This window comes from Pantoea sp. Z09, from assembly GCF_022394795.1.
In the GTDB taxonomy this organism is placed as follows: domain Bacteria; phylum Pseudomonadota; class Gammaproteobacteria; order Enterobacterales; family Enterobacteriaceae; genus Pantoea; species Pantoea latae.
Genome location: NZ_CP092373.1, coordinates 3,361,453 through 3,373,657 on the forward strand (window position 1 = coordinate 3,361,453; position 12,205 = coordinate 3,373,657).

The 12,205-nt window shown below is 60.4% G+C and carries 10 protein-coding genes; 7 read left to right on the forward strand and 3 right to left on the reverse strand.

Features of this window, described 5'->3' with window-relative positions; translation table 11 throughout:
- Positions 1–87 precede the first annotated feature (87 nt).
- Both MC269_RS16060 and MC269_RS16065 read left to right on the forward strand, forming a co-directional pair.
- Positions 88–1,590, forward strand: a complete 1,503-nt coding sequence (locus MC269_RS16060) for a helicase HerA-like C-terminal domain-containing protein (protein WP_239953013.1) — start codon at positions 88–90, stop codon at positions 1,588–1,590.
- 41 nt (positions 1,591–1,631) lie between these two features.
- Positions 1,632–2,912, forward strand: a complete 1,281-nt coding sequence (locus MC269_RS16065) for a DUF445 domain-containing protein (RefSeq protein WP_239953014.1) — start codon at positions 1,632–1,634, stop codon at positions 2,910–2,912.
- An 84-nt stretch (positions 2,913–2,996) separates the two neighbouring features.
- Here the strand turns inward: MC269_RS16065 and MC269_RS16070 are convergent, their stop codons facing one another.
- From MC269_RS16070 to lptF, 3 genes are all read right to left on the reverse strand, one after another.
- A complete protein-coding gene (locus tag MC269_RS16070) occupies positions 2,997–3,938 on the reverse strand; it encodes an Rpn family recombination-promoting nuclease/putative transposase (RefSeq protein WP_239953015.1) in 942 nt (313 codons plus the stop codon).
- Between the two features lie 141 nt (positions 3,939–4,079).
- On the reverse strand, positions 4,080–5,156 hold the full coding sequence (gene lptG, locus MC269_RS16075; RefSeq protein ID WP_081136851.1) for an LPS export ABC transporter permease LptG: 1,077 nt from the start codon (positions 5,154–5,156) through the stop codon (positions 4,080–4,082).
- Positions 5,156–6,256 (reverse strand): LPS export ABC transporter permease LptF, encoded by a 1,101-nt coding sequence (lptF, locus tag MC269_RS16080; protein WP_239953016.1) that lies wholly within the window; start codon positions 6,254–6,256, stop codon positions 5,156–5,158. The genes lptG and lptF overlap by 1 nt, the downstream gene beginning before the upstream one ends.
- Before the next feature lie 257 nt (positions 6,257–6,513).
- Between lptF and pepA the strand changes: the two genes are divergently transcribed.
- The 5 genes from pepA to MC269_RS16105 all read left to right on the forward strand — a co-directional run bounded on the left by pepA (position 6,514) and on the right by MC269_RS16105 (position 12,203).
- Positions 6,514–8,025: a leucyl aminopeptidase gene (gene pepA, locus MC269_RS16085; RefSeq protein WP_033749345.1), complete on the forward strand. Its 1,512-nt coding sequence runs from the start codon at positions 6,514–6,516 to the stop codon at positions 8,023–8,025.
- 135 nt (positions 8,026–8,160) lie between these two features.
- Entirely contained in the window at positions 8,161–8,619 is a 459-nt protein-coding gene (locus MC269_RS16090; RefSeq protein WP_081136856.1) for a DNA polymerase III subunit chi, read from the forward strand.
- 5 nt (positions 8,620–8,624) lie between these two features.
- A complete protein-coding gene (locus tag MC269_RS16095) occupies positions 8,625–11,480 on the forward strand; it encodes a valine--tRNA ligase (RefSeq protein WP_081136858.1) in 2,856 nt (951 codons plus the stop codon).
- A 133-nt stretch (positions 11,481–11,613) separates the two neighbouring features.
- Positions 11,614–11,871, forward strand: coding sequence for an antitoxin (locus tag MC269_RS16100; protein ID WP_239953017.1), 258 nt, complete (start codon positions 11,614–11,616; stop codon positions 11,869–11,871).
- Positions 11,871–12,203 (forward strand): type II toxin-antitoxin system PemK/MazF family toxin, encoded by a 333-nt coding sequence (locus MC269_RS16105; RefSeq protein ID WP_239953018.1) that lies wholly within the window; start codon positions 11,871–11,873, stop codon positions 12,201–12,203. The genes MC269_RS16100 and MC269_RS16105 overlap by 1 nt, the downstream gene beginning before the upstream one ends.
- Positions 12,204–12,205: the final 2 nt, after the last annotated feature.

Sequence of the window (12,205 nt, forward strand, 5' to 3'; positions counted from 1 at the left end):
GCCGTCGCTGCACGGCGCGCCATTTTCCCGCCGTCTCCCGCGCCGCTTGCTATCCTTCAGACAGGATCCTTTGCCTGGAGTGACGCCATGACCGCCCCGCTGCTTATTGCCCAGACGCCCGATGTGAAATGTTATTTGTTGCCCGCGATGGCGAATCGCCACGGGCTGATCACCGGCGCGACCGGCACCGGCAAAACCGTCACGCTGCAAAAGCTGGCGGAATCCTTCTCCACCCTCGGCGTGCCGGTGTTTATGGCGGACGTGAAAGGCGATCTCACCGGCATCGCGGCGCAAGGAGAAGCGAGCGAGAAGCTGCGGGCGCGGCTGGCGAAGATCGGCGTCACAGACTGGCAGCCGCAGCGCAATCCGGTGATGCTGTGGGATATCTTCGGCGAACAGGGCCATCCGGTGCGCGCCACCGTCTCCGATCTCGGCCCGCTGCTGCTGGCGCGCCTGCTGAATCTCAACGACATCCAGAGCGGCGTGCTGCAGATTATCTTCCGCGTCGCCGACGATCAGGGATTGCTGCTGCTCGACTTTAAAGACCTGCGCGCGATGACCCAGTACATCGGCGACAACGCCAAAAGCTTTCAGACGCAGTACGGCAATATCAACAGCGCGTCGGTGGGCGCCATTCAGCGCGGGCTGCTGGCGCTGGAGCAGCAAGGGGCGGAGCACTTCTTCGGCGAGCCGATGCTTGATATCCGCGACCTGATGCGCGTCGACGCCGACGGCAAAGGCTTTATCAATATTCTGGCGGCGGACAAGCTCTATCAGCAGCCGAAGCTCTACGCCACCAGCCTGCTGTGGCTGCTGTCGGAGCTGTACGAGCATCTGCCGGAAGCGGGCGATCTGGAGAAGCCGAAGATGGTGTTCTTCTTCGACGAGGCGCACCTGCTGTTTAACGACGCGCCGCCGGTGCTGCTGGAGAAGGTGGAACAGGTGATACGCCTGATCCGCTCGAAAGGCGTCGGCGTCTGGTTCGTCACCCAGAACCCCGCCGACGTGCCCGACAGCGTGCTTGGCCAGCTCGGCAACCGCGTGCAGCACGCGCTGCGCGCCTTTACGCCGAAGGATCAGAAGGCGGTGAAGAGCGCCGCCGACACCCTGCGCGCCAATCCCGCCATCAATACCGTCGAGGCGATTCAGGCGCTCGGCACCGGCGAGGCGCTGATCTCGTTTCTCGATGAAAAAGGCAGCCCGTCGGTGGTGGAGCGCGCGATGGTGATTGCGCCCGGCTCGCGCATGGGGCCAGTGAGCCTCGACGAGCGCAACGGCCTGATTAACCATTCGCCGCTGGCGGGCAAATATGACGAGGAGATCGACCGTGAATCCGCCTATGAGAAGCTGCATCAGGGCGTGAAAGGCGCCAGCGAACAGGCCAACGCGCCGCAGGCGAAAGGCAATCAGGTTGAGGTCGACAGCGGCATTCTCGGCGGGCTGAAAGAGGTGCTGTTCGGCCGCACCGGCCCGCGCGGCGGCAAACATGACGGCATCGTGCAGAGCGTGGCGAAAAGCGCGACGCGGCAGATCGCCAACCAGATTATCCGCGGCGCGCTCGGCAGCCTGCTGGGCGGGCGTCGCCGCTGAGGCGCTTTCCGCTGCGGTCGGGCCTCTGCTAAGCTGTGAGCATGGACAAATTACGCGAACTTAAACGGACAAAACGTCTGGCGCTCGGCCTGCTGCTGCTGGCCGCCGCCATCTTTATCACCACCCTTTTTCTGCCGCCCAACTTCTGGGTGAGCGGCGTGAAGGCGATCGCTGAAGCGGCGATGGTCGGCGCGCTGGCGGACTGGTTCGCCGTGGTGGCGTTGTTTCGCCGCGTGCCGGTGCCCTTTATCTCGCGCCATACGGCGATTATTCCGCGCAATAAAGATCGCATCGGCGACAATCTCGGCCGCTTCGTGCAGGAGAAGTTTCTCGACACCGATTCGCTGCTGGCGCTGATCCGCCGCCACGATCCGGCGCAGCTGCTGGCGCAGTGGCTTAACGCGCCGGGCAACGCCGACCGCATCGGGCGCCATCTGCTGCAGGTGATGCGCGGCTTTCTCGATCTTACTGACGACGCCCGCATTCAGAACTTTATGCGCCGCGCGGTGCATCGCGCCATCGACAAGGTCGATCTGTCGCAGACCAGCGCGGTGCTGCTGGAGAGCCTGACCAAAAACAACCGCCATCAGGAACTGCTCGACGCGGCGATCGATCAGCTGCTGCGCCTGCTGCACAAGCCCGCCACGCGCGACTTTATCGCCATGCAGATTGTGCGCTGGCTGAAGCGCGAGCACCCCATTAAGGCGAAGATGCTGCCGACCGAATGGCTGGGCGAGCACAGCGCGGAGCTGGTGGCGAACGCGGTGGATTCAGTGCTCGACGACGTGGCGGCGGATCAGGGTCACGAGCTGCGCCTTAGCTTTAACCGCGCGGTGGATCGGCTGATTGAGAAGCTCAAACACGACCCCGAAATGGCGGCGCGCGCCGAGGAGATTAAGCGCTGGATGAAAGAGGACGCTTCGCTGAACCGCTATATCGGCGAGCTGTGGAGCGACTTGCGCGCCTGGCTGAAAACCGATCTCAACAGCGAGGATTCGCGCGTGCAGGAGAAGGTGCGCCAGGCGGCGCTGTGGCTGGGCGAGAACCTGGCGCGCGACGACGCGCTGCGCGCCTCGATGAACCGTCATCTGGAGGACGCCGCGCGCAGCGTTGCGCCGGAGTTTGCCGCCTTCCTGACGCGTCATATCAGCGATACGGTGAAGAGCTGGGACGCGCGCGATATGTCGCAGCAGATCGAGCTGAATATCGGCAAGGATCTGCAGTTTATCCGCATCAACGGCACGCTGGTGGGGGGCACCATCGGGCTGATCCTCTATCTGCTGTCGCAGCTTCCGGCGCTGTTGCCGCTGCTGGCGCGTTAAAACCACTCAAGGCTCAGACAGAACCCGCTTTTTAAGGCGGGTTCTTTTATTGTGTTGATCGGTGTAGAGGTCGGCTTCAGATGGTTAACGATCGCCGAGGCGGTCTAGTTCTTCTTCCGTCAGCCCGGTCGCCTGCAAGATGGTGTCGCGCGGCAGCTGCATTTTCAGCAGGCTGCGCGCGACGTCGAGCTTGCCCTTAAGCTCGCCTTCAAGCATACCTTCCATTTTGCCTTCAAGCTTACCCTCAAACCTGCCCTCATTACGGCCTTCCTGCTTAAGCTGTTCTGCAATCGTCATCAGAGCGTTCTCCTGTTGCGGCATTCGCTGCGCCAGTTCGCATACAAAGGCGCTGGCATCTGTGGTTTCGCCTGCCTGAATAATATAGTTTACCAGCGAGAGTGTTTGTGATGAAGATTTGTCCGCCTGCAAAGCAGCCACCAGCAGGTCCATTACCTCCGCTAAATCGCGCTGGCGAATATGTTTTTGCAGCAGCGTCAGCGCCGCCATACGACGATGCTGTACGATTTCATCGTCAGGAATGACGGTGACGTCGACCAGCGGAAAAGCCTTGCCGTAAAGCACGGCGGCCAGCGCCGGGTCGGCGAACCCGTCCAGCCAGCAGGTTGACCAGGGGTAAGGGCTGCGCTGGCCGGCGTAAAACAGCACCGGTATCACCAGCGGCAGCGTCTTATGTCCGGCGTCGAGGTGGCGCTTCATCGCCGCCACCGCGTAGCGCAGCAGCCGAAACGCCATCTGTTTGTCCGGGGTCGACTGGTGCTCAATCAGCACCTGCACATAGCCGTCGTCGCCGCTGCGGGTTTTCATGCTGTAGAGCACGTCGCTGAAGTAAGGACGCAGATCATCCTCGACGAAAGAGCCGGAGGCCAGCCTGAGCGTGCTGAGGTCACAGAGCGCAAGGAGCGGAGGCGGAAGGTGGATTTCCATAAAGTCGCGCGCCACGTCCGGCTGGCTGAGAAGCTGGCGGAAGACGGCGTCGTGCGGAGTCGGCGTACTCTTCTTCTTCATCTTTCCTGACTCTGAAAAAATCTGCACAGAGCCTGGCATAGCTGAGAAAAACAGTCATTAGCGATACCGGTAAAAGCTACCGTTTTTCAGCGAGTTATAAGAGAGAGGCCGCAATTTGCGGCCTCATTTTTGTGACTGTGCTTAACGCCGCTTAACCAGCAGGAACAGGCTGATAGCGAAGAACGCGGCGCTGGGCAGGATCGCGCCCATTACCGGCGGCAGGCCGTAGACCAGGCTCAGCGGGCCGAAAATCTGGTCCAGCACGTAGAACAGGAAGCCAAAGCTGATGCCGGTCACCACGCGCACGCCCATCGACACGCTGCGCAGCGGGCCGAAGATAAACGACAGCGCCATCAGCATCATCACCGCCACCGACAGCGGCTGGAAGATCTTGCTCCACATATTGAGGCGGTAGCGCCCAGACTCCTGACCGCTCTGCTTCAGGTACTTGCTGTAGTTGTAGAGGCCGCGAATCGACAGCGCGTCGGGATCGAGCGCCACCACGCCAAGCTTGTCTGGCGTCAGGTTGGTTTTCCATTCGCCGCTCAGGCTCTGCGAACCGCTGATCTGTTTGGCATCGTTCAGGTCCGACTCATCCACCTGCGCCAGGTTCCAGCGCTTGTTCGCCTGATCCCAGGTGGCGCTGGCGGCGTAGCGCACGCTCTTCAGACGACGGTCGTCGCTGAAGTGATAGATGCTGACGCCGTCGAGCTGGTTGTCGCCGCGCACCCGCTCGATATAGATAAAGTTGTTGCCGTCTTTCGCCCACAGGCCGTTCTGCGTCGACACCAGCGCGCCGCCGTAGAGCTGCGTGGCGCGGTAGTTGCGCGCCATCTGCTCGCCCGCCGGGGCGAGAAACTCGCCGATGGCCATGGTCAACAGCACCAGCGGGATGGCGGTTTTCATCACCGACAGCGCCACCTGCATGCGGGTGAAGCCCGCCGCCTGCATCACCACCAGCTCGCTGCGCTGTGCCAGGGTGCCCAGGCCGAGCAGCGCGCCGAGCAGCGCCGCCATCGGGAAGAAGATCTCGATATCCTTCGGCACGCTGAGCAGCGTGTAGTAGCCGGCGGCGAGCGCGGTATAGGCGCCCTGCCCGGTTTTACGCAGCTGATCGACAAACTTGATGATGCCGGAGAGCGACACCAGCATGAACAGCGTCATCATGATGGTGTTGAAAATGGTTTTACCGATATAACGGTCGAGAACGCGAAACATCAGACGGAACCTCCGCGGCTGAAGCGGGCGCGCACGCGGCGCATCGGCACCGTATCCCACAGGTTAAGCGCTACTGCCAGCAGCAGATAGCTGATATTCACCACCCACATCCAGATCGCCGGATCGAGCCGCCCTTTCGCCGCGTTCGACTTCAGCGAGCTTTGCAGCAGGAAGAAGATCAGATAGAGCAGCATCGCGGGCAGCATCGACAGCACGCGGCCCTGACGCGGGTTGACCACGCTCAACGGCACCACCATCAGCGCCATTACCAGCACCGAGAAGATCAGCGTAAAGCGCCAGTGCAGCTCCGAGCGGAACGCCGGCGTGTCATTGCTGAGCAGCGTGGTCAGGTCGGACTGCTCGGCGTCGTTGGGATCGAGCGTCGCCTCTTTATAGCCCACGCGCGCCTGATAGTTGGTGAAGTCGGTAATACGGAAGTCGCGCAGCATCGCCGTGCCTTCAAAGCGCGTGCCTTTATCCAGCGTCACCACCTGCGAGCCGTCTTTACGCTGCTCCATATGGCCGCTGTCCGCCAGCACCACCGACGGCCGCGCGTTGCCTTTGGCGCGCAGCTGCGCCAGGAAAACGTTGCCAAACTGGTTGCCCTTGACGTTTTCGATAAACAGCACCGAATTACCGTCGCTGGAACTCTGGAACTGTCCGGCCGCCAGCGCCGCCGCGCCAGGGTTGGCTTTGGCGTTTTGCGTCACCTCGTCCTGATAGCGCGAGGACCAGGGGCCAAGCCAGATAACGTTGACCGCCGCCACGACAGAGGTGAGCAGCATCAGCACCATCGCCGCCTTCACCAGTACGCTTTTGCCCAGGCCGCAGGCATGCATCACGGTGATTTCGCTGTCGGTGTAAAGCTTGCCCAGCGTCATCAGGATCGCCAGAAACAGGCTTAACGGCAGAATAAGTTGTGCCATTTCAGGCACGCCAAGCCCTAACAGAGTCAGAACGAGATTTGTTGGGATTTCGCCGTCCACCGCAGCCCCTAAAATCCGCACTAACTTCTGACAAAAGAAGATAAGCAGCAGGATGAAAAGGATAGCCAGCTGGCTTTTGAGCGTTTCCCGAACCAGATATCTAATGATGATCACGCTTAGTACGCCTGTGATAACTTGTCTTTTTGCAGGAAAATCGCTAGTTTCAACGCTTATTAGCCATTTTTCTTCATCAATGGCCTGCGTCGCAGCTAAAATGGTATGACAAATGCGTCAGGGTGGTGAAAATTAACGCATTGCCACACTAAACGTAGTTCGAACGCTGATTACCAACAAACTTTTATCCTCTGTGGTAACAAGCGGACCATTCTAGCGACAGCCGCGGCCGTTGTCTTTAAGATTCAGGAGAGTGCATGGAGTTCAGTGTAAAAAGCGGAAGCCCGGAAAAACAGCGCAGCGCCTGCATTGTTGTCGGTGTTTTCGAGCCGCGTCGTCTGTCGCCGATCGCCGAGCAGTTAGACAAAATCAGCGACGGCTACATCAGCGCCCTGCTGCGCCGCGGCGAGCTGGAGGGCAAAGTCGGCCAGACGCTGCTGCTGCATCATGTACCCAATATTCTGTCTGAGCGCATTCTGCTGATTGGCTGCGGCAAAGAGCGCGAGCTGGATGAGCGCCAGTACAAACAGGTGATCCAGAAGACCATTAATACGCTGAACGACACCGGCTCGATGGAGGCGGTCTGCTTCCTGACCGAGCTGCATGTGAAAAGCCGCAATACCTACTGGAAAGTGCGTCAGGCGGTCGAAACCTCTAAAGAAGCGCTTTATAACTTCGACCAGCTGAAGAGCAACAAAACCGAGCCGCGCCGTCCGCTGCGCAAGCTGGTGTTCAACGTGCCGACGCGCCGCGAACTCACCAGCGGCGAGCGCGCCATTCAGCACGGCCTGGCGGTCGCCGCCGGCGTGAAGGCGGCGAAAGATCTCGGCAATATGCCGCCAAACATCTGCAACGCGGCCTATCTCGCCTCACAGGCGCGCCAGCTGGCGGACGCCTACAGCAAAAACGTTACCACGCGCGTGATCGGTGAGCAGCAGATGAAAGAGCTGGGCATGAACGCCTATCTCGCGGTGGGCGCCGGCTCGCAGAACGAGTCGCTGATGTCGGTCATTGAGTACAAGGGCAACCCGGATGCGGAGGCGCGCCCGATCGTGCTGGTGGGCAAAGGGCTGACCTTCGACTCCGGCGGCATCTCCATCAAGCCGGCGGAATCGATGGATGAGATGAAGTACGACATGTGCGGCGCGGCGTCGGTCTACGGCGTGATGCGCATGGTGGCGGAGCTGAACCTGCCGCTCAACGTGGTCGGCGTGCTGGCGGGCTGCGAAAACATGCCGGACGGTCGCGCCATGCGTCCGGGCGACGTGCTGACCACCATGTCCGGCCAGACGGTAGAAGTGCTGAATACCGATGCGGAAGGCCGTCTGGTGCTGTGCGACGCCCTGACCTACGTCGAGCGCTTCGATCCGGAAGTGGTGATCGACGTGGCGACCCTGACCGGCGCCTGCGTTATCGCGCTCGGCCATCACGTCAGCGGCCTGCTGTCGAACCACAATCCGCTGGCGCACGAGCTGATCGGCGCCTCCGAGCAGTCCGGCGACCGCGCCTGGCGTCTGCCGATGGCGGATGAGTATCAGGAGCAGCTGGAGTCGAACTTCGCCGACATGGCGAATATCGGCGGCCGTCCTGGCGGCGCCATCACCGCCGCCTGCTTCCTGGCGCGCTTCGCGCGTAAATATAACTGGGCGCACCTGGATATCGCTGGCACCGCCTGGCGCTCCGGCAAAGCCAAAGGCGCCACCGGTCGTCCGGTGCCGATGCTGTCGCAGTTCCTGCTGAACCGCGCCGGCCTCAACGGCGACGACTAAGCCTCGCTGCGCGCCGCTTCATCAGGCGGCGCGCATTGATGTAGACCGCCGTCGACGCCATATCTCTCTCATCGGGAAGTGCTAGCGCGCGCCTTAGCTGGTAATATCGTCACCTCTCACCCACAAGGCCTTTCCATGAAAAACGCAACCTTCTACGTAATGGAATCGGACTCGCACAGCGACGAGCTGAGCGCCATCGAGGCGCTGGTGTGCGATCTGGCGGAAACGCGCTGGCGGGCGGGCAAACGCATTTTGATCGCCTGTGAAAACGAACAGCAGGCCATTCGCCTCGACGAGGCGCTGTGGCAGCGTCCGGCCAACGCCTTTGTGCCGCACAATCTGGCGGGCGAAGGGCCGCGCTACGGCGCACCGGTCGAGCTGGCCTGGCCGCAGCGTCGCGGCAGCTCGCCGCGCGATCTGCTGATCAGCCTGCTGCCGCAGTTTGCAGATTTTGCTACTGCTTTCCATGAAGTGATAGACTTCGTACCCTACGAAGAGTCTCAGAAACAGCTGGCGCGCGACCGCTATAAAGCGTACCGCAGCGTTGGTTTCCAATTGAATACGGCCACGCCGCCGCAGCCGCAAACGACATAGCAGAAATGGAAAAAACATATAACCCGCAAGATATCGAGCAGCCGCTTTACGAGCACTGGGAAGAGCAAGGCTATTTCAAGCCTAACGGCGACACCAGTAAGGAAAGCTTCTGCATCATGATCCCGCCGCCGAACGTCACCGGCAGCCTGCACATGGGTCACGCTTTCCAGCAGACCATCATGGACACCATGATCCGCTACCAGCGCATGCAGGGTAAAAACACGCTGTGGCAGGTGGGCACCGACCATGCGGGCATCGCCACCCAGATGGTGGTCGAGCGCAAGATCGCCGCCGAAGAGGGCAAGACGCGCCAGGATTACGGCCGCGACGCCTTTATCGACAAGATCTGGCAGTGGAAGGCGGAATCAGGCGGCACCATTACCCGCCAGATGCGTCGCCTCGGCAACTCCGTGGACTGGGAGCGCGAGCGCTTCACCATGGACGACGGCCTCTCTAATGCGGTGAAAGAGGTGTTTGTTCGCCTGCATAAAGAGAACCTGATCTACCGCGGCAAACGCCTGGTGAACTGGGATCCGAAATTGCGCACCGCGATTTCCGATCTGGAAGTGGAAAACCGCGAGAGCAAAGGCTCGATGTGGCATATCCGCTATCCGCTGGCGGACGGCGTGAAAACCGCCGAAGGAAAAGATTATCTGGTGGTCGCCACCACGCGTCCGGAAACCCTGCTGGGCGATACCGGCGTGGCGGTCAACCCGGAAGATCCGCGCTACAAAGATCTGATCGGCAAAGAGGTGATGCTGCCGCTGGTGAACCGCCGCATTCCCATCGTCGGCGACGAGCACGCCGATATGGAGAAAGGCACCGGCTGCGTGAAAATCACCCCGGCGCACGACTTCAACGACTATGAAGTCGGCCGTCGCCACAAGCTGCCGATGATCAATATTCTGACCTTTGACGGCGATATCCGCGAGCGCGCCCAGGTGTACGACACCAACGGCGAAGTCAGCGACGCCTGCTCGGACGAAATCCCGGCCGCCTTCCAGAAGATGGAGCGTTTTGCCGCGCGTAAGGCGATTGTCGCCGCCGTGGACGAACTCGGCCTGCTGGACGAGATCAAACCGCATGACCTGACCGTGCCTTACGGCGATCGCGGCGGCGTGGTGATCGAGCCGATGCTGACCGATCAGTGGTACGTGCGTACCGCGCCGCTGGCGAAAGTCGCGGTCGAAGCGGTCGAGAACGGCGATATCCAGTTTGTGCCGAAGCAGTATGAAAACATGTACTTCTCGTGGATGCGCGACATTCAGGACTGGTGCATCTCGCGCCAGCTGTGGTGGGGCCACCGCATTCCGGCGTGGTACGACAACGACGGCAACGTCTATGTCGGCCGCAGCGAAGAGGAAGTGCGCAGCGAGAATAACCTGGGCGCGGACGTGGCGCTGCGTCAGGACGACGACGTGCTCGACACCTGGTTCTCCTCAGGCCTCTGGACCTTCTCCACGCTCGGCTGGCCGGAGAACACCGAGGCGCTGCGTCAGTTCCATCCGACCAGCGTGCTGGTGAGCGGCTTCGACATTATCTTCTTCTGGATCGCCCGCATGATCATGCTGACCATGCACTTCCTCAAAGATGAGGACGGCAAACCGCAGGTGCCATTCAAGACCGTCTATATGACCGGTCTGATCCGCGACGAAGAAGGCCAGAAGATGTCGAAATCCAAAGGCAACGTTATCGACCCGCTGGATATGGTCGACGGCATCTCGCTGGAGGATCTGCTGGAGAAGCGTACCGGCAACATGATGCAGCCGCAGCTGGCGGAGAAGATCCGCAAGCGCACCGAGAAACAGTTCCCGGACGGCATTGAGCCGTCAGGCACCGACGCGCTGCGCTTTACCCTGGCGGCACTCGCTTCCACCGGCCGCGATATCAACTGGGATATGAAGCGTCTGGAAGGCTACCGCAACTTCTGCAACAAGCTGTGGAACGCCAGCCGCTTTGTGCTGATGAACACCGAAGATCAGGATTGCGGTCAGAACGGCGGCGAAATGACGCTGTCGCTGGCGGATCGCTGGATCCTCGCCGAGTTCAACAACACGGTGAAAGCGTACCGCGAGGCGCTCGACAGCTATCGCTTCGATATCGCCGCAAATATTCTTTATGACTTCACCTGGAACCAGTTCTGTGACTGGTACCTGGAGCTGACTAAGCCGGTGATGAACAACGGCAGCGAAGCGGAGCTGCGCGGCACGCGCAACACGCTGGTCACGGTGCTGGAAGCGCTGCTGCGCCTCGCCCATCCGATTATTCCGTTTATCACCGAGACCATCTGGCAGCGTGTGAAGGTGCTGAAGAACATCAGCGACGACACCATTATGCTGCAGCCTTTCCCGCACTACGACGCGGCGAAAGAGGATGCGGAAGCGATGGCGGATATCGAGTGGATGAAGCAGGCGATCGTCGCGGTGCGTAATATTCGCGCTGAGATGAATATCGCCCTGAGCAAGCCGCTCGACGTGCTGCTGCGCGACTGTTCTCCTGCGGCGCTGCGCCGTGTGGAAGCGAACCGCACCTTCCTGTCGCGCCTGGCGCGTCTGGAAAGCCTGACCATTCTGCCAGCAGGCGAGAAAGGCCCGGTTTCCGTGACCAAAATCGTCGAAGGCGCCGAGCTGCTGATCCCGATGGCGGGCCTGGTGGACAAGGCGGCGGAGCTGGATCGTCTGGCGAAAGAGCTGGGCAAGCTCGACGTCGAGATCGAGAAGATTCAGGTCAAGCTGGCGAACGAAGGCTTCGTTTCGCGCGCGCCGGAAGCGGTGGTGGCGAAAGAGCGCGAGCGCGTCGCCGAGCTGGAGCAGTCGAAAGCGAAACTGATTGAACAGCAGGCGGTGATTGCGGCGCTTTGATTTAACAGCGCGTTCATAACAAAACCCTGCGCTTCGGCGCGGGGTTTTTTATTGGCTACTTTTAAGCTGAACAGAAAGTAGCCGCATTCTCTGTTCTCATGTTATATTAGTATATAACTTGTGGAGGCTAATTATGCACACGACTCATCTCCGTAAAGTGGGCGGTTCCGTCATGCTGGCTGTTCCGCCTGCTCTGCTTGATATTCTTCAACTCAGTGCCGACGCACAGGTTGGCCTGACGGTCGATAACGGACGTCTGATTATTGAACCTAAAACTGTACCCAGTTATACGCTGGCTGAGTTGCTGGCTAAATGTGATCCAGAAGCGGAACTGACTGCTGAAGATCGGCTGTGGATTGATGCCGTACCGGTGGGGAAAGAGGAACTGTAATGGAGCGCGGCGAAATCTGGCTGGTCTCACTTGATCCCACTGCCGGTCATGAGCAACAGGGCACGCGGCCAGTATTAATCGTTTCGCCTGCGGCCTTCAACCAGCTAACCCAAACGCCTGTCGTACTGCCTGTCACAACCGGCGGGAATTTCGCTCGTACTGCGGGATTTACTGTTTCGCTTGATACGGCAGGAACGCGGACGCGTGGTGTTATTCGCTGCGATCAGCCGCGTGCAATTGATATGCGCGCGCGTCATGGTAAACGGCTGGAGCACATTCCAGCCGACTTGATGGCAGAGGTGCAGGCGATTTTGCGTGCGATACTGAGTTAACC

Bases quoted from the DNA above. Each gene is read 5' to 3' on its own strand.
- MC269_RS16105 (WP_239953018.1), top strand. From the start codon at position 11,871: ATGGAGCGCGGCGAAATCTGGCTGGTCTCACTTGATCCCACTGCCGGT.
- MC269_RS16100 (WP_239953017.1), top strand. From the start codon at position 11,614: ATGCACACGACTCATCTCCGTAAAGTGGGCGGTTCCGTCATGCTGGCT.
- pepA (WP_033749345.1), top strand. From the start codon at position 6,514: ATGGAGTTCAGTGTAAAAAGCGGAAGCCCGGAAAAACAGCGCAGCGCC.
- MC269_RS16095 (WP_081136858.1), top strand. From the start codon at position 8,625: ATGGAAAAAACATATAACCCGCAAGATATCGAGCAGCCGCTTTACGAG.
- lptG (WP_081136851.1), bottom strand. From the start codon at position 5,156: ATGTTTCGCGTTCTCGACCGTTATATCGGTAAAACCATTTTCAACACC.
- MC269_RS16060 (WP_239953013.1), top strand. From the start codon at position 88: ATGACCGCCCCGCTGCTTATTGCCCAGACGCCCGATGTGAAATGTTAT.
- MC269_RS16090 (WP_081136856.1), top strand. From the start codon at position 8,161: ATGAAAAACGCAACCTTCTACGTAATGGAATCGGACTCGCACAGCGAC.
- MC269_RS16070 (WP_239953015.1), bottom strand. From the start codon at position 3,938: ATGAAGAAGAAGAGTACGCCGACTCCGCACGACGCCGTCTTCCGCCAG.
- MC269_RS16065 (WP_239953014.1), top strand. From the start codon at position 1,632: ATGGACAAATTACGCGAACTTAAACGGACAAAACGTCTGGCGCTCGGC.